22 protein-coding genes and 1 pseudogene are annotated in these 19,873 nt (G+C 67.0%); 14 read left to right on the top strand and 9 right to left on the bottom strand.

Annotation, left to right across the window (positions count from 1 at the left end; all coding sequences use genetic code 11):
* Window positions 1-580 (top strand): tRNA (adenine-N1)-methyltransferase (locus TX88_RS30680; protein WP_044523855.1); only part of this gene is annotated, 580 nt, incomplete at its 5' end.
* Between the two features lie 4 nt (window positions 581-584).
* Here TX88_RS30680 and TX88_RS30685 read toward each other — a convergent pair.
* From TX88_RS30685 to TX88_RS30695, 3 genes are read right to left on the bottom strand one after another with little or no spacing between them, the layout of a single operon-like run.
* Window positions 585-878, bottom strand: coding sequence for a DUF503 domain-containing protein (locus TX88_RS30685; protein WP_044523857.1), 294 nt, complete (start codon window positions 876-878; stop codon window positions 585-587).
* Window positions 879-884: 6 nt separating this feature from the next.
* Window positions 885-1,430 (bottom strand): lipoprotein LppK, encoded by a 546-nt coding sequence (locus TX88_RS30690; RefSeq protein ID WP_044523858.1) that lies wholly within the window; start codon window positions 1,428-1,430, stop codon window positions 885-887.
* Between the two features lie 8 nt (window positions 1,431-1,438).
* Window positions 1,439-1,942 carry an MTB12 family secreted protein gene (locus TX88_RS30695; RefSeq protein WP_044523860.1) on the bottom strand — a complete coding sequence of 168 codons (504 nt, stop codon included), beginning with the start codon at window positions 1,940-1,942 and terminating at the stop codon, window positions 1,439-1,441.
* Between the two features lie 145 nt (window positions 1,943-2,087).
* On the opposite strand from TX88_RS30695, the gene arc reads away from it, so the two are divergent.
* A complete protein-coding gene (gene arc / locus TX88_RS30700; RefSeq protein WP_044523862.1) occupies window positions 2,088-3,929 on the top strand; it encodes a proteasome ATPase in 1,842 nt (613 codons plus the stop codon).
* A gap of 59 nt (window positions 3,930-3,988) precedes the next feature.
* Entirely contained in the window at window positions 3,989-4,486 is a 498-nt protein-coding gene (locus TX88_RS30705; protein WP_044523864.1) for an adenosine-specific kinase, read from the top strand.
* Between the two features lie 4 nt (window positions 4,487-4,490).
* Here the strand turns inward: TX88_RS30705 and TX88_RS30710 are convergent, their stop codons facing one another.
* Both TX88_RS30710 and TX88_RS30715 read right to left on the bottom strand, forming a co-directional pair.
* A complete protein-coding gene (locus tag TX88_RS30710) occupies window positions 4,491-5,639 on the bottom strand; it encodes a hypothetical protein (protein ID WP_044523866.1) in 1,149 nt (382 codons plus the stop codon).
* A gap of 151 nt (window positions 5,640-5,790) precedes the next feature.
* Window positions 5,791-6,693: a LysR family transcriptional regulator gene (locus tag TX88_RS30715; protein ID WP_044523867.1), complete on the bottom strand. Its 903-nt coding sequence runs from the start codon at window positions 6,691-6,693 to the stop codon at window positions 5,791-5,793.
* Between the two features lie 73 nt (window positions 6,694-6,766).
* On the opposite strand from TX88_RS30715, the pseudogene TX88_RS35785 reads away from it, so the two are divergent.
* A pseudogene (locus tag TX88_RS35785) lies at window positions 6,767-7,585 on the top strand (DMT family transporter); the annotation flags it as partial.
* A gap of 45 nt (window positions 7,586-7,630) precedes the next feature.
* Here the strand turns inward: TX88_RS35785 and TX88_RS30725 are convergent.
* The gene (locus TX88_RS30725; protein WP_044523871.1) at window positions 7,631-8,788 is read right to left on the bottom strand and encodes a hypothetical protein; all 1,158 of its coding nucleotides are present in this window, start codon (window positions 8,786-8,788) and stop codon (window positions 7,631-7,633) included.
* A 505-nt stretch (window positions 8,789-9,293) separates the two neighbouring features.
* On the opposite strand from TX88_RS30725, the gene ectA reads away from it, so the two are divergent.
* From ectA to TX88_RS30770, 9 genes are all read left to right on the top strand, one after another.
* Entirely contained in the window at window positions 9,294-9,839 is a 546-nt protein-coding gene (ectA, locus tag TX88_RS30730) for a diaminobutyrate acetyltransferase (RefSeq protein ID WP_044523873.1), read from the top strand.
* Window positions 9,840-9,887: 48 nt separating this feature from the next.
* On the top strand, window positions 9,888-11,174 hold the full coding sequence (gene ectB, locus TX88_RS30735; protein ID WP_044523874.1) for a diaminobutyrate--2-oxoglutarate transaminase: 1,287 nt from the start codon (window positions 9,888-9,890) through the stop codon (window positions 11,172-11,174).
* A gap of 13 nt (window positions 11,175-11,187) precedes the next feature.
* The gene (locus tag TX88_RS30740) at window positions 11,188-11,580 is read left to right on the top strand and encodes an ectoine synthase (protein ID WP_044523876.1); all 393 of its coding nucleotides are present in this window, start codon (window positions 11,188-11,190) and stop codon (window positions 11,578-11,580) included.
* The gene (gene thpD / locus TX88_RS30745; RefSeq protein ID WP_044523878.1) at window positions 11,577-12,488 is read left to right on the top strand and encodes an ectoine hydroxylase; all 912 of its coding nucleotides are present in this window, start codon (window positions 11,577-11,579) and stop codon (window positions 12,486-12,488) included. The genes TX88_RS30740 and thpD overlap by 4 nt, the downstream gene beginning before the upstream one ends.
* 9 nt (window positions 12,489-12,497) lie before the next feature.
* Window positions 12,498-14,006 (top strand): depupylase/deamidase Dop, encoded by a 1,509-nt coding sequence (gene dop / locus TX88_RS30750; protein WP_044523881.1) that lies wholly within the window; start codon window positions 12,498-12,500, stop codon window positions 14,004-14,006.
* A 105-nt stretch (window positions 14,007-14,111) separates the two neighbouring features.
* Complete coding sequence (locus TX88_RS30755) at window positions 14,112-14,306, top strand: ubiquitin-like protein Pup (protein WP_003880265.1); 195 nt, start codon at window positions 14,112-14,114, stop codon at window positions 14,304-14,306.
* 56 nt (window positions 14,307-14,362) lie between these two features.
* Complete coding sequence (gene prcB, locus TX88_RS30760) at window positions 14,363-15,160, top strand: proteasome subunit beta (RefSeq protein ID WP_044523888.1); 798 nt, start codon at window positions 14,363-14,365, stop codon at window positions 15,158-15,160.
* Window positions 15,161-15,886 (top strand): proteasome subunit alpha, encoded by a 726-nt coding sequence (gene prcA, locus TX88_RS30765; protein WP_044523898.1) that lies wholly within the window; start codon window positions 15,161-15,163, stop codon window positions 15,884-15,886. It abuts the gene before it with no gap.
* A gap of 5 nt (window positions 15,887-15,891) precedes the next feature.
* Window positions 15,892-16,629 carry a YqjF family protein gene (locus TX88_RS30770; RefSeq protein WP_044523900.1) on the top strand — a complete coding sequence of 246 codons (738 nt, stop codon included), beginning with the start codon at window positions 15,892-15,894 and terminating at the stop codon, window positions 16,627-16,629.
* On the opposite strand, the gene TX88_RS30775 is transcribed toward TX88_RS30770, so the two are convergent.
* Window positions 16,619-17,344: an SDR family NAD(P)-dependent oxidoreductase gene (locus TX88_RS30775; protein ID WP_044523903.1), complete on the bottom strand. Its 726-nt coding sequence runs from the start codon at window positions 17,342-17,344 to the stop codon at window positions 16,619-16,621. The two genes, TX88_RS30770 and TX88_RS30775, sit on opposite strands and share 11 nt — an antisense overlap.
* Before the next feature lie 55 nt (window positions 17,345-17,399).
* Here TX88_RS30775 and TX88_RS30780 point away from each other — a divergent pair, with 55 nt between their 5' ends.
* Window positions 17,400-17,972 (top strand): TetR/AcrR family transcriptional regulator, encoded by a 573-nt coding sequence (locus TX88_RS30780; RefSeq protein ID WP_044524395.1) that lies wholly within the window; start codon window positions 17,400-17,402, stop codon window positions 17,970-17,972.
* Here the strand turns inward: TX88_RS30780 and TX88_RS30785 are convergent.
* Both TX88_RS30785 and TX88_RS30790 read right to left on the bottom strand, forming a co-directional pair.
* A complete protein-coding gene (locus TX88_RS30785; protein ID WP_044523905.1) occupies window positions 17,952-19,076 on the bottom strand; it encodes a baeRF11 domain-containing protein in 1,125 nt (374 codons plus the stop codon). The genes TX88_RS30780 and TX88_RS30785 overlap by 21 nt on opposite strands.
* Before the next feature lie 111 nt (window positions 19,077-19,187).
* Window positions 19,188-19,811, bottom strand: a complete 624-nt coding sequence (locus TX88_RS30790) for a TetR/AcrR family transcriptional regulator C-terminal domain-containing protein (RefSeq protein ID WP_044523907.1) — start codon at window positions 19,809-19,811, stop codon at window positions 19,188-19,190.
* Window positions 19,812-19,873: the final 62 nt, after the last annotated feature.

Consider the following 19,873-nt stretch of genomic DNA (forward strand, 5'->3'; position numbering starts at 1 on the left):
TGACATCTTCCCGGGCGCCCGGGTGCTGGAGGCCGGTGCCGGATCCGGCGCGCTGACCTGCTCGCTGCTGCGGGCGGTCGGCCCCGAGGGCCGCGTGACGTCCTATGAGATCCGTGACGATCACGCCCCGACCGCCGAGAAGAACGTGATCACGTTCTTCGGTGAGCGCCCGGAGAACTGGGACCTGGTGATCGCCGACCTCGCCGACTACGACGGCCCGGAGATGGACCGCGTGGTCCTGGACATGCTGGCGCCCTGGGAGGTGCTGCCCGCCGTCTCCAAGGCGCTGGTGGCCGGTGGTGTGCTGATGGTCTACGTCGCCACCGTCACCCAGCTGTCGCGGGTCGTCGAGGCGCTTCGCGAGCAGCAGTGCTGGACCGAACCGCGGGCCTGGGAAAGCATGCAGCGGGGTTGGCATGTGGTGGGGCTGGCGGTCCGGCCGGAACACAACATGCGCGGCCACACCGCCTTTTTGGTCAGCGCGCGCAAATTGGCGCCGGGCGCGGTGGCGCCCGTTCCGCTGCGCAAGAAACGTCAGCTCGCCGTCGAGTCCGCCGTCACGTCCGAGTCGGGGGTCTGACGGCTTAGTCGTCGCTGTGGTGCAGGCCCCGCCGCGCGGAGAGCAGTTCGAGTTCGGGGCGGGCCGCGACCATCCGCTCGGCGGCGTCGAGCACCTCGACCACGTGCGCGCGGTCGGCGGCGACCAGAGCGACGCCGATGCCGGCCCGGCGGTGCAGATCCTGGGTGCCTGATTCGGCCGCCGAGACCGCGAGCTTGCGGTGCAGCTCGGCGATCACCGGCCGGATCACGGAGCGTTTCTGCTTGAGCGAGTGCACATCACCGAGCAGCAGGTCGAATTCCAACCAGCCGATCCACATGGCGTCTCAGCGGGGTGGAGTCGGGGCGGGCGGCGCAGATGCTTCGGCACCCGCGCCCATCACCAGCAGCAGATCGGCGGTGTGTCTGGTCAGCTGCCAGCCGTCGCCGTGCGGGGTGAACTCCATCGGGAAACTGAAGTCGCGGGCCGACTTCTCGCCGCCCGCGGTGACCTTCACGGTCGCCACCACATTGCGCGGCTCGGTCTGCGACCAGGCCAGATCGGTGGCCTCGAAGGTCAGCGGGGTGAATCCGTTGTCGGCCAGCGCACGGCCGAACTTGTCCAGCGCGGCGGCGTCATCGGCGGTGCCCTGTTCGACCAGGACCACCTTGTCGGCGCCGGGAACGCTCACGTCGGCCAGCCGGTCCAGCACGCCGGTCAGCGCTTCGGGGGCCGGCAGCGGTGCGGAAGGTGGTGCTTCCGGGGCGGTGGTCAGCGCGCTCGTCGTCGGGTGCGAGGTCTTGGCCGGATGCTCGCCACTACTACACCCACAGAGCCCAAGTGCCGCCACGATCGTGGCGGCACTCAGGACTGCGAAACGGGTGCGGTTCAACTACCTACTCAGCCGACGTTGGACAGCAACGCCATGGCCGATCCCTTGGAGATCTGCCAGCCGGTCGGGCTCGGGCCCGCGACGAACTGGATGTTCTGGGTGGCGGTGCCGCCGGTGGCCGAGGTGGCCGTGACGTCGGCATATGCCACGCCGCCCTGGTCATCGATGTTGGCGATGTTGAAGGTCAGCGGGAACTTTCCTTCAGCGGCGGCCTTGTTGTAGGCGCGGTCGGCGGCGATGCTCTCGATGCGACCGATGCCGCCCTGGATGTAGAGGGCCTTGCCGCTGAACGAGCCACCGCCGGCGAGTGCCTGCAGGGTCTGCGTCAGTGGCGACGCGAGGTCCGGTGCCGGCGTGGCAGGCAGGGGCGCGCCGAACACCACCGGCTGGATGGCCGGCGAGGTCGACATGCCGCTGGATGCAATAGAAGTCACACCCGCCGCTGCTCCGCCCACCACGGCGGCGGCTGCAGCTGCGGTGATAAAGCCGGTAACGAGGGTTTTCGGGGTCACGACTGTCCTTTCGATCGGACCAACTGAACTTAGAGGCTAACAGTGGTGCTGGTGTGTCTAGTTCCTAGAGCGCACACAATGGCTGAATCGCCGGTAGCGTTGAAGTTGTTACTGCACCAACTTGCGGTGCGGGAGGGAGCGCAATATGAGTGAGTCAGAGCGTTCGGAGGGTCACGCCGAGAGTTTCTCGGCTGGCTACTCGCAGCCCATGTCCAGCGATGATGCCGCCGAGCTGGAATCGCTGCGCCGTGAGGCCGCGGTTCTGCGTGAGCAGTTGGAGAATGCGGTAGGTCCCCAGAGCGGACTGCGCAGTGCACGTGACGTTCACCAGCTTGAGGCCCGGATCGACTCGCTCGCGTCCCGTAACGCCAAGCTCATGGACACCCTCAAAGAAGCGCGTCAGCAGCTCCTCGCCCTGCGCGAGGAGGTTGACCGGCTGGGGCAGCCGCCCAGCGGCTACGGCGTGCTGCTGGGTACCCACGAGGACGACACCGTCGACGTGTTCACCTCGGGCCGCAAGATGCGACTCACCTGCTCCCCGAACATCGAGACCGCGTCGCTCAAGCAGGGCCAGACGGTCCGGCTCAACGAGGCGCTCACCGTGGTCGAGGCCGGCCACTTCGAGGCGGTCGGCGAGATCAGCACGCTGCGCGAAATCCTGGCCGACGGCCACCGGGCGCTGGTGGTCGGGCATGCCGACGAGGAACGCATCGTCTGGCTGGCCGAGCCCCTGATCGCCGTCGAGGACCTGCCCGAGGATTCCGAGAACGCGCTCGACGACGACCGGCCGCGCAAACTGCGGCCCGGCGACTCACTGCTGGTCGACACCAAGGCCGGGTACGCCTTCGAGCGCATCCCCAAGGCCGAGGTCGAGGATCTGGTGCTCGAAGAGGTGCCCGATGTCAGCTACAACGACATCGGTGGCCTGGGCCGCCAGATCGAGCAGATCCGCGATGCCGTCGAGCTGCCGTTCCTGCACAAGGAGCTCTACCGCGAGTACTCGCTGCGTCCACCCAAGGGTGTGCTGCTCTACGGCCCGCCCGGTTGCGGTAAGACGCTGATCGCCAAGGCCGTGGCGAACTCGCTGGCCAAGAAGATGGCCGAGGTTCGTGGCGACGACGCCCGCGAGGCGAAGAGCTACTTCCTCAACATCAAGGGCCCCGAGCTGCTGAACAAGTTCGTCGGTGAGACCGAACGGCACATCCGGCTGATCTTCCAGCGCGCCCGTGAGAAGGCTTCCGAGGGCACCCCGGTGATCGTGTTCTTCGACGAGATGGACTCGATCTTCCGCACCCGTGGCACCGGCGTCAGCTCCGATGTCGAGACAACCGTTGTGCCGCAGCTGCTTTCGGAGATCGACGGCGTGGAGGGGCTGGAGAACGTCATCGTCATCGGCGCGTCCAACCGCGAGGACATGATCGACCCGGCGATCCTGCGGCCCGGCCGCCTGGACGTCAAGATCAAGATCGAGCGGCCCGACGCCGAGTCGGCACAGGACATCTTCTCGAAGTACCTGACCGAGGCCCTGCCGGTGCACGCCGACGATCTCTCCGAGTTCGGCGGTGACCGGGCGCTGACGATCAAGACGATGATCGAGAAGGTCGTGGACCGGATGTACGCCGAGATCGACGACAACCGGTTCCTGGAGGTCACCTACGCCAACGGTGACAAGGAAGTCATGTACTTCAAGGACTTCAACTCCGGCGCCATGATCCAGAACGTCGTCGACCGGGCGAAGAAGAACGCGATCAAGGCCGTGCTGGAGACCGGCCAGCCCGGTCTGCGTATCCAGCACCTGCTGGATTCGATCGTCGACGAGTTCGCCGAGAACGAGGACCTGCCCAACACCACCAATCCCGATGACTGGGCTCGGATCTCGGGCAAGAAGGGCGAGCGGATCGTCTACATCCGCACGCTCGTCACCGGCAAGAGCTCGTCGGCCAGCAGGGCCATCGACACCGAGTCGAACCTCGGGCAGTACCTGTAGTCGGGATCGGCTGGGCGTAATCGGCCCCACCCGGGCGGTGCCGGTGGCAGCATGAAGCTGTGACCACACCGGCGCTGTCCTGGGACGTGGTGTCCGTCGACAAGCCCGACGACCTCAACGTCGTCATCGGGCAGGCGCACTTCATCAAGACGGTGGAGGACCTGCACGAGGCCATGGTGGGCGTCGGTCCGTCGTTGCGGTTCGGGCTGGCCTTCTGTGAGGCGTCCGGTCCGCGCTTGGTGCGCCGCAGCGGGAATGACCCCGACCTCGTCGAATTGGCGGTGCGCAATGCGCTGGCGATTGCCGCGGGACACACCTTCGTGATCTTCCTGCGCGAGGGGTTCCCGGTGAACGTCCTCAACCCGATCAAAGCGGTTCCCGAGGTCTGCTCGATCTTCTGCGCCACCGCCAATCCGGTCGACATCGTCGTCGCCGTCACGCCGCTCGGCCGCGGCATCGCGGGCGTGATCGACGGCGAGCCACCGCTGGGCATCGAATCCGATGATGACGTGGCAGCCCGGCGGGATCTGTTGCGCGCGATCGGCTACAAGCTCTGACGCGTCAGGATTCCGCCGTATGGGTGCGGTAGCGGTCGCGCGCCACCAGCGTGAGTCGGAGGTCGTCGAGCAGTGGGTCGAGGAACCGGGTCCGCTGCTCGACATCGGACACGGCCCGGGCGCTGAGGTACATGAACGTCAACGCGGCCAGGAACATGGTGGTCTGGATCAGCGCCTGCGGGACCGGGAACGTCATTCCCAGCAGCTGGCCATCGGGTGACCCGTTGCGGGTCCAGGCGGCCAGTAGCTCAGGACTGAGCACGATCAGCCCCAGTACGAAGAAGATCAGCGCGGTCACCACCGCGACGGTGAGCACTTGGACGATCTGGGAGAGCACGAGCGCGAACACCACATTGATCCGTTCCGGCTTCGACAGACGGACCCGCCGCGGCCGGTCGGGCATGTCGGCGAACGGTGTGCCGGCCAAGCGTCCGTCGTCCTCGGGTTCCTTGGCGTCGGGCCGCAGAATCGGCCGCACCCGCTCCAGCGTGCTGGAGACCAGAAACACCGTGGCGACCGCGAAGAGGAAGAACAGCGCCAGCCAGAGACGGGGCCGGCTCAGGGTGGATGCCATCAACCACACGTAGGTGTTGAAGAACACCAGCACCGTCAGCAGGACCACGGGCAGCGCCCGGACGAACAGGCTGCCGACCGACGCCAGATTCGAGATCGTCACGTGGGCTGCAAAACCCAGGATCGATCCGATTCCTATTGCGGTGCAAACCAATACAGCAGCAATGACCAGCAATTCGATGAGCAGGTTCAGGCCGTCCCGCGCGGTCAGGCCTCCGTAGAGCCCGCTCACCACGATCACCAGGCAGGCCACCGCCGACACCGCATCGGCGGCGCGCTTGGTCGGGACGAGGGAGACCGCCCACCCGACGAGGGCGGCAGTCGGCAACACCAGCAGCAGCACCGCCAGCACGAACCACTCTGTGCGCGTCGGGGTGCCGTCGATGGCGATGGTGTGCTTGCCGGTCAGGCCGACCACCAGCACCGAATTCAACATGATCCACGCGTATGCGGCCAGCGCCGGTGCCGAGCGCGCCCACACCGACCGGACCAGTGCTCCCGGGCGCAGCGCCGCGGGCAGCCCGTTGGCCAGGAACCAGCGTTCGGCCTCGACGCGGTCACGGGATCGTGAGCTCGCCACGATTACCTGCCGCCACACCGGAGCCGTCGATCGGCGTTGCGCTGCGCATCACGAGGTTCGTCATCACGACTACTGCACCAAGCAATCACCGGTACGGCAAGCACCGGCGTGATTGCCGGTGCAGCGTGTCGGGGCGCACCGCGTGCGGATGTCACGTGAGCGCTGAACTGATCTCCGCGGCAACACCACCCAGCACATCGAGCACGGCGGCCACCGCGGGCCGCGCCGCGGCACCCGCACGGGTGACCGCCTCGACCCGCCTGGCCACCGAGATGTCGGTGATCGGCAGCCGCACCAGCTCACGCGCCAGCCTCACGTAGCGGGGCATCAGGGCGATACCGGTGCCTGCGTGGACCAGCTCCTCGACCACGCGGAAGTCGTTGATCCGCTGGGTGATTCGCGGCTGGATGCCGGACAGGATGGTGATCGAGTTGAGCACGTCGTCGACCATCAATCCGCCTTCGACGCCGATCCAGCGTTCGTCGGCCAGATCGGTCAACCGGACCTGGCCGCGACCGGCGAGACGGTGCCCCGGCGGCAGGACGACGTCCAGCGGTTCCCGCAATAGTTCGGTGGCTTCGAAGCGCGGGCCCCAGGGCGATGCGTCGCGTTCGTCGCGGTGAACCACCACGACGTCGAAGTCCGCGAGTTGGGCCGGCGCCCGGGACGCCGGCACGTCGATGTCGCGCCCGAGAACCTGGACCCCGTGCTCGGCCGCCCGGACGATCAACGGGGCCAACAACATCGCTGCCCCGGAAGGAAAGAACGAGACAGTGACGGTCCCGCGGGGGGTGCTGCGGTAGGCGTCCATCTCGGCCCGGGCGCGGTCCAATGCCGCCAGTACGGCATCGGCGTGCCCGACCAGCACCTGCCCGGCGTCGGTCAGGCGCACGCGCCTGCCGTCGGGTTCGATCAACGTCACGCCGGCCTCGCGTTGCAGGATCTTCAACTGCTGGGAGACGGCCGAGGGCGTCATGGACAGCACCTGAGCCACCGCGGCGACCGTGCCGTGGTCGGCGAGCTCACGCAGCATTCGCAGGCGACCGGCATCCATGAAGTAATGCTACATATAATGTGAAAAAAGATTAGCTTGACTGAACTATTGGGTGGATAACACGCTGGTCCGTATGGCCCTACGCTCCACCGACCTCTGCCTGCTCGTCGTCGCTGTCGTGTGGGGATCGAGCTATCTCGCCACCAAGGAGATCGCCGCGCCCGATACGGTTTTCGCGCTTCTTGTGGTGCGGTTCGCCCTAGCCGCAGCGGTGCTGGCTGCCGTCCTGTGCCGGCGGCTGACGGGATTGACCCGCGCCGAGGGGGCCTCGGGTGTGGTCGGCGGGGTCCTCCTGGCCGCGGTTTGTGTTGCCGAAACCTACGGCGTGACCATGACATCGGCGTCCAACGCGGGCCTCATCATGGCGCTGACCATCGTGGCCACGCCCATGATCCAGCGTCATCGGGTGGCGTACCGCTTCTATCTCGCGGCGGCGCTCGCGGTGGCTGGTTGCGCGTTGCTGACCCAGGCCGGCGGCCTGACTGCCCCGCGGGCGGGGGACATCGTGATCGTGATCGCCGCGCTGCTGCGCGCCGTGCACGTCACGGTCATGGCGCGGATGTCGGAGAAGCATGAGATCGACTCAGCCCGAACCACTCTGGTTCAGTTGGTCACCGTCGCCGTGGCGGCGCTCGCCCTCTGCGGGCTGTCGGGGCAATCGGTGGTGGCAACGGCGGCGGCCTACGGAGTGGCCGACTGGGCCGTCATCGGATACCTGGTGTCAGCCTGCACGGTGTTCGCGTTCCTGGTGCAGTTGCGGGCGTTGCGCACGACGAGTCCGGCCCGGGTCAGTCTGCTGATGGGCACTGAACCGCTGTGGGCCGCCGTCATCGGTGTCGCCGTGGCCGGCGATCCCGTCACAGGGGCCGGAATCGCCGGAGCTGCACTGGTGATCGCCGGAACCACCTGGGGTCGTGTGGTCTTGACGTCACCGGTCTCACCGTCGCTCCAACTCCAGGTACGCGTCGCGGCCGGCCAGGCTGACCGCGACGTCGGCGATCAGCGGATCGAAGAACCTCTCGCGATACAGCGGATCGACACTCGTGCTCACGGTGAAGTAGAGGCCGGAGAGCACGGCCACGAACAGCGACATGTGCACCACGGTCTGGGGGATCGGGATCGCGATGCCGAACCAGGTTCCGGCGCAGGGCGGGGCGCCGGTCTGGCAGGCCGTCTCTGCCGACCACAGCACGATGACGTCGTCGGGGATGGCGATGATGCCCAGCGCCAGGAAGAACGCGAACAGCCCGGTGGTGAACAGCACCACCTGGATCGCCTGGGACACCACCATCACCGCCACCACGTTGACCTGTTCGGCGCGTGACAGCGGGGTGCGACCCGGATGGTGGCCGTCCTGCACCGACAGCGGCGTGCCGGCCAGTAGCGCGGCCGGATCGCTGGGCCCTGCGCGATCCTCGCGCAGGGCGCGCACCTCGTCACGAATGGTGGTGACCATGAAGGCGATTGCGATCAGGGCCAGGAACCCGATCGTCTGCCACAGCCGTTGCCGGGGCATCCGGGCCGAGAGCTGCCACAGCTCTCCGGTGAAATACACCACCACCGTGAGCATCAACAGGGGCAGGGCGCGACTCATCAGGGTGCCCAGCGCTCCCAGTTGCAGCCACGCGAACCGGAACGCCCACAACGCGATCGACCCGAAACCCAGGTAGGTCAGCCACACCACGAGCGATGCGACGAGCGCGAATGCGGCGGCCTCGGCGGCAGCGATACCGGAGAAGCCGCTGTCGGCGAACGGCAGGCCGAAGACGAACAGAGCCGTCACGAGCAGCGCCGCCGAGCGGCGACCCGCCTCGCCGCGCGTCGTGTCGGCCCGGTGCAGCCGTTCCAGCACGAACGGTGCGGCGAACAACAGCAGGGCCAGTATGCCGAGTTTGACTGCGGTAGCGATGCGTACGGCGGGTGCGGTGAGTTCGGCCAGCAGCATGATCAACGCGATGAGCCCGCCGGCTGCGGCGACCATCGGTGCCGAGCGTTCGAGAAGCGCACGCGATCGCACTCTGCGCGTGAGTACCAGCGGAAGCCCGCGCTGGAGGAACCAGTCGTGCACACGCCGCATGTCGGCCACGGCGGTCATTGTGCTCGATCCCGGCTCAGCTGCGGCGTTTTCGGAGTTGTCGACACGCCGCGACGGATCGCGTGGCGTTGCCCGTTCTGCACGTTGGTGGCAGGAGCGGCGGTCCGCGGGGGAACCGTCCGAGCATATTCGACCGGAAATTCGCCCGGGCGGGGTGGCTCCGATTATTAAATTTCGATTTGAATATTTCTCCCGAATTATCCGGACAAGTCCCTGGTATGTGCGCATTTTGCCGGACGCGGCGGTGGCGGCAAGGGCTGGCACGTCGCGTCCCATCGTGGTACCCCTGCACCAATGTAACGATTCGATAACGACGCTAACGCTTTTCTGAGATTGACGATTCGTGCGGTTATTGCAGGTCAACGGCGGTGCGTGCAGACGAAATAGCGGTCCCGAGGCGGTCTCGGAGCTTGATCGTGGCAGGGTGGTGTGCTTACGTCGAGGACACCGATGACTTGTAACTGACGATGATCGCTGACTGTTCGGTGGTGACTTTTAACTCGATATGCGTGTTTTAGAAAGCGTCCCGGGACGCCATTCCCGGGAAGAATTCCTGCGCCCTCCACGGGGTACCGATGCGATTGGCATCCGCGATCTGGCGGAAGCCACCGGGGTGCTCGATCTGAATTCCACCTATGCCTATCTGTTGCTGGCAACCGATTTTGCTGCCACGTCAATAGTGGCCGAGCGTGACGGTGACCTGCACGGATTCATCACGGGTTACCACCCGCCTCCCCGACCGGACGTCCTGTTCGTATGGCAGGTCGCCGTGTCGCCGGCGGCGCAGGGTGGGGGACTGGCCAGCACCATGCTCGACGCACTCGTGCACCGGGTCCGGACGCAGCGCGACGGGCGCCCCGTCACCGTGGAAGCCACGGTCTCGCCCGGTAACGCCGCCTCACGCGCATTCTTCGGCGCCTTCGCGCGCCGTCACGGCGTGCCGCTGGTCGAGGACCCGCATTTCGGATGCGATCTTCTCGACGCCGGCGGGGCTCACGAAGACGAGCCGATTCTGCGGATGGGGCCCATCGCCACACCGCTTTCTCGCTGAAAATCAGTTGTCTGATAACCAGTTTGAATTGATTGGAAGGATTATCCCTTGCTGCTCGCTACGACAGCGCCGTTGTCCGAATCTGACCTTCCCGACGTGTTCAGTTCGGTCGAGTCCGAGGTCCGCAGCTATTGCCGCAGCTGGCCCACCGTCATGAACAGTGCTGCGGGTTCCTGGGTGACCGACACCGCCGGGCGCACCTACATCGACTTCTTTGCCGGTGCGGGGGCGCTGAACTACGGCCACAACAACGCCGCCCTCAAGGAGCCGTTGCTCGAATATCTTGTCTCCGACGGGATCGTGCACTCGCTCGACATGGCCACCGTGGCCAAGCAGCGGTTCCTGGAGAGCTTCGAACGGCTCATCCTGCGTCCGCGCGGGCTGGACTACAAGGTGCAGTTCCCCGGCCCGACCGGCGCCAACTCCGTGGAGTCCGCGCTGAAGTTGGCCAGGAAGGTGACCGGCCGCGAGTCGGTCATCAGCTTCACCAACGCATTCCACGGCATGACGCTCGGAGCGCTGTCGGTCACCGGCAACTCGATGAAGCGGGCCGGTGCCGGCATCCCGCTGGTGCACGCCACCCCGATGCCCTACGACAACTACTTCGGCGGGGTCACCGAGGACTTCCAGTGGTTCGAGCGCGTGCTCGACGATTCGGGCAGCGGGCTCAACCGCCCCGCCGCGGTGATCGTCGAAACCGTCCAGGGCGAAGGCGGTCTCAACGTGGCACGGATCGAATGGCTGCAGGCCCTCGCGGAGCTGTGCCGCAAGCGTGACATCCTGCTGATCGTCGATGACGTCCAGATGGGCTGTGGCCGTACCGGACCGTTCTTCAGCTTCGAGGCCGCCGGCATCGTGCCCGATATCGTCACGATATCGAAGTCGGTCAGCGGCTACGGTCTGCCGATGGCGCTCACGCTGTTCCGCCGTGATCTGGATGTGTGGGCACCCGGGGAGCACAACGGCACCTTCCGTGGGCACAACCCGGCTTTCATCACCGCCACGGCGGCGCTCGAGACGTATTGGGCGGACAATAAATTCAGCAACGACACGACCGTCAAGGGTGAGCTGATCCGGGCGCGGCTGGAAGAGATCGCCGCTGCCCACGACGGCGTGACCGCCCGTGGTCGGGGAATGGCCCAGGGCCTCAAGTTCGACGAGGCCGACCTGGCCGGACAGGTCTGCCGGGCCGCCTTCGAGCGCGGTGCGTTGATGGAGACCAGCGGTCCGTCCGACGAGGTGGTCAAACTGCTGCCGCCGCTGACCACCCTTCCGACCGAATTGTCCGAGGGGCTCGACATTCTCGCCGAGTCCGTCGCCGTCGCGCTGGCCTGAGGAGGCTTGAAACATGATTGTTCGCACCACAGCTGAGATCACCGGCACCGACCGCGACGTGGCCGACGCCAGCTGGCGATCCAAGCGCATCATCCTGGCCGGCGACGGCGTCGGGTTCTCGTTCCACGAGACCACCATCGAGTCGGGGTCGGTCAACGAGTTCCACTATCAGCACCACGTCGAGGCGGTCTGGGTGATCGAGGGCACCGGCACGCTGACGGATCTGGAGACCGGGCAGCAGTACCCGCTCGCCGACGGAACCATGTACCTGCTCAACAACAACGATCGCCACCGGGTCACCTGCGATCAGCAGTTGCGGATGCTGTGCGTGTTCAATCCGCCCGTGACCGGGCGGGAGGTGCACGACGAGAACGGCGTTTACCCGGCGCCGCAGTCTGTCGCATGACGGCACAGCGGGACGCCGAAGGCGTTACGGCCCAGGTCGAGGATCGCTACCCGACACGGCTCGAGCACGCGATCGAGCCGATACCGCGCCACGAGCCTGTGGTGTGGGGCGGTGTCGCCGACGGGCCGTTGAGCCAGCCTCATCTGGACGGTTTCTCCGAGTACGGCTACCTGGTGGCGCCCGAGACGGTGTCGGACGATTGGCTTCCGCTGCTGCGGCACGAAATCGACAGGGTGGCAGCGGATCTGGAAAGGGACGACCCGCGGGTGATCCGGGAGCCGGGCGGCACGATCCGGTCGATCTTCGAGCCGCATCTGCTGAGCGACCTGGTGGCCCAGGTGGTTCGGCTGGAGACGGTGCTGCCGGTCGCTCGGCAATTGCTCGGCGGCGACGTCTACATCCACCAGGCCCGGATCAACCTCATGCCCGGGTTCACCGGGACGGGGTTCTACTGGCATTCGGACTTCGAGACCTGGCACGCCGAGGACGGCATGCCGGCGATCCGCGCCGTCTCGTGCTCGATCGCCCTGACCGAGAACTATCCGTACAACGGGTCGCTCATGGTCATCCCCGGATCGCACCAGACGTTCTATCCCTGCGTCGGCGCCACGCCCGAGGACAACCACGACACCTCACTGGTGGCGCAGAACATCGGCGTGCCGGACCAGACGACGTTGACCAAGGCTGTCGACACCCATGACATCCACCAGTTCACCGGTCCGCCCGGGACCGCGCTCTGGTTCGACGCGAATCTGCTGCACGGCTCGGGATCGAACATCACACCGCTGCCGCGGTCGAACGTCTTCCTGGTTTTCAACTCGGTCGACAACGCGCTGACCGACCCGTTCGCCGCCCCTCGGCCACGACCCGAATACCTGGCGGCCCGGGGTGCACAGGCCGTCACCTAGGCTGGCCACATGCAACGGATCATCGGAACAGAGGTCGAATACGGCATCTCATCGCCGTCCGATCCGACCGCCAATCCGATCCTGACCTCGACTCAGGCGGTGCTGGCGTACGCGGCTGCCGCCGGCATCCAGCGCGGCAAGCGCACACGGTGGGACTACGAGGTCGAAAGCCCGCTGCGCGACGCCCGCGGGTTCGACCTGTCCCGGGCGTCCGGACCGGCTCCGATCGTCGATGCCGACGAGGTCGGCGCGGCCAACATGATCCTCACCAACGGCGCCCGGCTCTACGTGGACCATGCCCACCCGGAGTACTCGGCGCCGGAGTGCACCGACCCGATGGACGCGGTGATCTGGGACAAGGCAGGCGAGCGCGTTATGGAGGCCGCCGCCCGCCACGTCGCGAGCGTGCCCGGCGCGGCCAAGCTGCAGCTCTACAAGAACAACGTGGACGGCAAGGGCGCCTCCTACGGGTCGCACGAGAACTACCTGATGAGCCGCCAGACCCCGTTCTCCGCGGTGATCGCGGGGTTCACCCCGTTCCTGGTGTCCCGGCAGGTGGTGACCGGATCCGGCCGCGTCGGCATCGGGCCGTCGGGCGACGATCCCGGTTTCCAGCTGTCCCAGCGGGCCGACTACATCGAGGTCGAGGTCGGCCTCGAGACGACGCTCAAACGCGGCATCATCAACACCCGCGACGAGCCGCACGCCGACGCCGACAAGTACCGGCGGCTGCACGTCATCATCGGCGATGCCAACCTGGCCGAGACGTCGACCTACCTCAAGGTCGGGACCAGCTCCCTGGTGCTCGACCTGATCGAGGAGGGCCCGCAGTACGGGCTGGACCTGTCCGATCTGGCGCTGGCCAGGCCGGTGCACGCCGTCCATGTGATCAGCCGCGATCCGTCGTTGCGGGCCACGGTCGCGCTGGCCGACGGTCGTGAGATGACCGCCCTGGCGATGCAGCGAGTCTATCTGGACCGGGTGGCCAAACTCGTCGACATCAGGGACCCGGATCCGCGGGCCTCCCACGTCGTCGAGACCTGGGCTCATGTCCTGGACCTGCTCGAACGCGATCCGATGGAATGCGCCGAGATCCTCGACTGGCCGGCCAAGCTGCGGTTGCTGGAGGGGTTCCGTCAGCGCGAGAACCTCGGCTGGCAGGCGCCGCGGCTGCACCTCGTCGACCTGCAGTACTCCGACGTCCGGCTGGACAAGGGCCTGTACAACCGGCTGGTGGCGCGTGGCTCGATGAAGCGCCTGGTCACCGAGCAGCAGGTGATCGACGCGGTCGACAACCCGCCGACCGACACCCGCGCGTACTTCCGCGGCGAATGCCTGCGCCGCTTCGGTTCCGACATCGCCGCGGCGAGTTGGGACTCGGTGATCTTCGATCTCGGCGGCGATTCGCTCGTCCGGATTCCAACGCTGGAGCCTCTGCGCGGCAGCAAGGCGCATGTCGGCGCCCTGCTGGACTCTGTGGACAGCGCCGCGGAACTCGTCGAACAACTCACCAACTGACCATTTCCGGCGGTGAGCTATCCCGGGCAATCCGGGTGCCGACCGGTACTGTGGAAGAACCGGTTGGGCGGTTAGCCCGGCCGATGACAATTGCAGGAGGCAGCGATGGCTCAAGAGCAGACCAAGCGTGGCGGTGGCGGCGGTGAGGACGACGACCTCCCGGGTGCATCCGCCGCCGGGCAGGAGCGTCGCGAGAAGCTGGCCGAGGAGACCGACGATCTGCTCGATGAGATCGACGACGTGCTGGAAGAGAACGCCGAAGACTTCGTTCGCGCATACGTCCAAAAGGGCGGCCAGTGACCTGGCGCGAAAACCTGTCTCTGCCAAACCCCCTCTCCGGTATCCCCTCTGTAGCCATGGACCTGTCGTCATTCTCTGAACTGCTGCGTCGTCAGGCCCCCGAACTGTTGCCGGTCAACCGTGTCGCCGAGGGGCCGATCAACCCGACCAACGCGGTGCCACACGGGACGACCATCGTCGCGATCAAGTACCCCGGCGGTGTGCTGATCGCCGGTGACCGGCGTTCCACCCAGGGCAACATGATCGCCGGGCGCGACGTGCAGAAGGTGTACGTCACCGATGACTACACCGCGACCGGTATCGCGGGCACCGCGGCCATCGCCGTGGAGTTCGCCCGCCTCTATGCCGTGGAACTCGAGCACTACGAGAAGCTCGAAGGCGTCGCCCTGACCTTCCGCGGGAAGGTCAACCGGCTGGCCATCATGGTGCGCGGCAATCTCGGTGCGGCACTGCAGGGTTTCGTGGCGCTGCCGCTTCTGGTGGGTTTTGACGTCGACGCCGCCGATGCCGAGAACGCCGGCCGCATCGTGTCCTTCGACGCCGCAGGCGGTTGGAACATCGAGGAAGAGGGTTACCAGTCGGTGGGCTCTGGCTCGATCTTCGCCAAGTCGTCGATCAAGAAGCTCTATCCGCATGTGGTGGACGCGGATTCGGCACTGCAGGTGGCCATCGAGTCGCTCTACGACGCGGCCGACGACGACTCCGCCACCGGCGGACCCGATCTGGTGCGCGGCATCTATCCGACCGCGGTGACCATCGGTGCCGAGGGTGCGGTCGAGATCACCGAGGAACGCATCGCCGAGCTGGCCCGCGAGGTCATCGCGCGCCGGACCCGGACGGGCGGTGAGGGGTAAATGAGCTTCCCGTACTTCATCTCGCCTGAACAGGCGATGCGTGAGCGCTCCGAACTGGCGCGCAAGGGCATTGCCCGCGGGCGGAGCGTGATCGCACTGGCATACGACAGCGGCGTGCTGTTCGTCGCGGAGAACCCCTCGCGGTCTCTGCAGAAGGTCAGCGAGCTCTACGACCGCGTCGGTTTCGCCGCCGTGGGCCGGTTCAACGAGTTCGACAACCTGCGGCGCGGCGGAATCCAGTTCGCCGACACGCGCGGCTACGCCTACGACCGTCGCGATGTGACGGGCCGTCAGCTGGCCAATGTCTACGCGCAGACGCTCGGCACGATCTTCACCGAGCAGGCCAAGCCCTACGAGGTCGAATTGTGCGTGGCCGAGGTGGCGCACTATGGCGAGACGAAGTCGCCTGAGCTGTACCGCATCACCTACGACGGGTCGATCGCCGACGAGCCGCACTTCGTCGTGATGGGCGGCACCACCGAACCGATCATCGCCGCGCTGAACGAGTCGTACGCAGAGAACGCCGATCTGGCCGCAGCGGTCAAGATCGCCGTCGAAGCACTCAGCGCGAGCGGCAACGGTTCCGAGCCGCGCACCCTGGGCCCGGCCACCCTGGAGGTGGCGATCCTGGACGCCAACCGTCCTCGCCGGGCGTTCCGCCGGATCACCGGCGCAGCGTTGGAAGCCGTTCTGCCTGAATCGGAGCCACCGGCGGCGTCTGAGTAGCCGCAGTGGTCGAGCCGGTCAGCCCCGAAGCGCCGAGGCTGACCGGTGCCCGGATCCTTCATCAGAACTGGGTCGATCTGAGCTTCCTGCACTGGCCGGTAGCGCCGCGGCAGATCGCACACCTGTATCCGGCGGGCACCGAGCCGGATTCGTTCGACGGGATCAGCTACGTCGGGCTGGTCGCCTTCCGGATGACCGGCACCGGTTTCGGCTACGGCCCTGGCGTGCTCGGCAGTTTCCTGGAGACCAATGTGCGGCTGTACTCCGTCGACCGCACCGGCCGTCGTGGCGTCGTGTTCCTGAGCCTGGACACCCCGAGGCTCGACGTCGCGCTCGCCGCCCGTGTGGCGCTGGGGGTCCGGTATCGGTGGGCCAGGATGTCGTACCGCCGTGACGGGAACCGCCACGCCTACACGACCGTGGTGCGCTGGCCGCGAACCCGGGCGTCCAGCCGTATCGAGGTCGAAGCCGGCGACGTTCTCGTGCCCGGGCGGCTTGAGCATTTCCTGACGGCGCGCTGGGGCCTGCACGTCGCTCACGGCGGGCGCACCTGGTATGTGCCCAACGAGCATCCGGCCTGGTCGTTGCGGTCGGCGGAGCTGCTCGGGTTCGACGAGTCGGGATTGTTCGCCTCGGTCGGCCTTGGCGGGCTCTGCGATGGGCCGCCGGTGCACGTCGCGTTCAGCGACGGCCTACCCGCCCGGTTCGGGCTACCCGTTCGGGCAGGCACGCCTAGGCGATGACGTTGACCACGGTTTCGGCGGCGCTGCGGTCGGTGTAGAGCTGCCAGATCTGCTCGGCCAGCTCGTCCGGGTTCAGTGTCCGGATCGCGATGCCGGCGAACTGGGGCGAATCGGCCATCGCCCGATGGATGTCGCCGCGCTCGATCAGGCCGCCGATGGTGAGGGTCCCGGCGTAGATACCGGTGGGCGCGAGTGCGGCATGCAGGGTGACCGCGTAGTTGCGCAGCACTGCCGCCGCCAGAGCCAGCCCGCCGAGCGGGGGCATCGGCACGACACTGCTCAGACCGCCGGCGAACAGCAATCCTCCGCTGCCGCGCTGCCGCATCTCGGGCAGCAGCTGCGCGGCGAAGTCGACCGCGGGTACGACGCTGTCGAGCGCCGCCTTCGCGCCGGCGGCGTCGAGATCGGTGATGTCGCCGGTGGGTGCCGTTTCGGATGCGGCCGGACCGTAATAGCCCACGTCGATCCGGCCGAACCGGGCACGGGCCGCGTCGATGGCGCTACGCAGCTGATCGGGCCGGGCCGCGTCGGCGACATAGGCGGCCGCCTCGATCCCGTTGTCGGCCAGTGCGGCCAGGTAGTCCGAATGCCGTTGTGGCGAACGCGAAATCAGCGCGACGCGGTATCCCGCGGCGCCGAACCGCTGTGCGACCGACAAGCCGAGGCCGGGGCCGACGCCGAGTACCACCAGGACCGGGGAAGAAGTTGAGGTCATACTCAACTTACTAGCACAAGTTGAGTGCGCCCTCAACTTCGCTATGATGAACAGCATGTCGGCGATGCGTGCGGATGCGGTCCGTAACCGGGACCGCCTGGTGGCGGCGGCCGCCGAACTATTCACCGAACGCGGAGTCGACGTACCTCTCGACGAGGTCGCGCGAAAGGCGGGCGTGAGCATCGGCACGCTCTACAACCACTTCCCGAACCGCGGCGCGCTCCTGGATGTCGTGCTGGCCGATCGGTTGGCCGTCATCGACCGGCTGGCCCAGCAGGCGCTTGCCGATACGGACCCATGGCGGGGTTTCACCGGATTCCTCGACAGCCTGTTCGCGATGCAGGCATCCGACCGCAGCATCAACGACGCGGTGGCCCGCAATCCTGTCGGCGCCGTCGACGTCGCGGGGGAATGCGGCCGCGCCGGGGGACTGCTGGAGGTCGTCGTCGAGCGGGCCAGGGACGCCGGGGTGCTGCGCGCAGACTTCGGCGCCGATGACCTGGCGACGTTGATGTGGGCGATGTCGAAGGTGATCGCGATGGCCGACGGTGACGACGGCGTCTGGCGGCGTCACCTGGGGTTTGTGCTGGACGGGCTGAAAAGCCCGTCAGCCCAGGGCGAACCGTAGTTTCGCGACTGCCGTCTGGTTCCAGATTCCGGCGGTGATTTCGTCGGGTCGCACAGCGAAGGCCTCACCACGATGCTCGAGGACGGTCACCGCGATGCGGGACAGCACGTCATACCCGGAATCGTCGTAATGCAGCGCGCCGTCCGCGGCCTCGATCCGGCCCAGGACATCGACGGTGAAGTTGTATACGAGCGTGTCCACCGCGCCGGCCGCCGCGGCGCGCGCGATGTCGCCCAGATCGGTGGCCACCAGTCCCTTGCTGAGGTCATTGCCCAACTCCTCGACCCACGCGTTGGCCTCTTCGGAGTTCAGGGCGGGCAGTGACTCACGGATGGCGCCGTCGATCTGATCGGGCCGCAATTCGTCGGCGGCGCCGGGCACCGCCACGATCCGGCGCTTGTGGTCGAGCCCGCGGTACATGTCGAGCAGCGGGTCGGTCGCGAACAGGTACAGCGGCCGGGTCGACGACGGGTCGAGCTGCCCCAGTTCGGAGTCCACGGCCTCGGCGACCCGCTTGGCGTACTGCTCCAACAGCACTTTCTTGCCCTCGTCGCCGACGAGGCGCCGCACGTGGCCCCGGTCGCGCACGGTGGCGCGATGGGTCGCCTCGGCCACGTCGGCCGCGTACTCGCCTGTGAGCTCCAGTTCCTCGGCACGTGTGCTCGCGGTGGCCTGCCACAGGTTCCAGCCGTCGGCCGACAGCGTCAACGCAAAGGCATCCTGCGGCGTGGTGACCGCCCGCAGGAGCTGGCCGATGTCGAAGTAACTGCCCACCTGCGACTGGCTCTCCAGCTCATTGGGCAGCACGTATACCTCGTGGAAGTCGTCGGCGATGAAGATGGCCACCGAACTGGAAAGGCCCAGCCACAGGTCCGATTCGGCGATCTCGGTCCAGCGTGATCGCAGCTTTTCCTCGACGGCGTGCCGCGCACCGGAATCGCGGATCGTGCGCAGGGCCCGGTCGACCGCGCTCTTCGCGGTCAACAGACTCTTGTCCCGCTCGTCGGGTCCCGGTGCGGTTTCCGCGTACACCGTGATGGCGTGCTCATGAGGCTCGCCAAGGCGGATCAGGTCGGCAACATCGGGCAGGTCGTAGCGGGTCATCACCCCTCCTTCGCGCGGACTGCTACCAACCTTATGCCTGAGAGGGCCGCTGACCAGGGTAAAAAGTCCCAGAAGGTGGCATCGCGCAGCGAATCGGGTCGACCGCGGGCCTCAATTCCGCTCGGCGCCCGATGCGACGGCCGCCAGTCCGTGAAGCAGTACCGCGATGCCGAACTCGAAGGCGTCGTCGGCCCGGGCGGGTTTGGCACTGCCGGTGGTCAGGGCGGCGGTCAGCTCCGGGCCCACCTCGGCCCCGGTGCTCCAGGGTTCGTCGGGGGCGGCGACGTCCAGGGCCGAGCCCAGCACGAAAGAGTCGATCAGGGTGATGGCGCGCAGCGTGTCGGCCGGGTCGAACCCGGCGCGGCCGAAGGTGACGGCCAGGGTGTTGTACATGGTCAGGGCATGCTCGCTGTTCACCGCGTGTGCCGTGAGCAGCGGGATGAGGCGGGGATAGCGGGCGTAGCTCTGCCGGTAGGACCGCATGATGTCGGCGACCACCTCGGTCCAGGGGCGGGCCGGGTCGTCGTCGGGGATGGTGACCTCGGACATGGCCCGTTCGCGTAGTAGTTCGACGATCTGTTCACGTCCGGCGACGTGGTTGTAGAGCGAGGACGGCCGGACCTTCAGCGCCCGGGCGAGCTGGGGGACGCTGAATCCACCGGTTGAGTTGACCAAATCCATTGCCGCACTGGTGATGCGGTCGGGGGAGAGCAGCGGTACCGGCGGGCGTCCCATGGCACATTTCTACTACCTCTTTACAACCGGTGTCAGCGGGGTCACAATAAAACGAACACCAT

Origin of the sequence: Mycolicibacterium septicum DSM 44393 (assembly GCF_000455325.1) — a bacterium.
GTDB lineage: Bacteria > Actinomycetota > Actinomycetes > Mycobacteriales > Mycobacteriaceae > Mycobacterium > Mycobacterium septicum.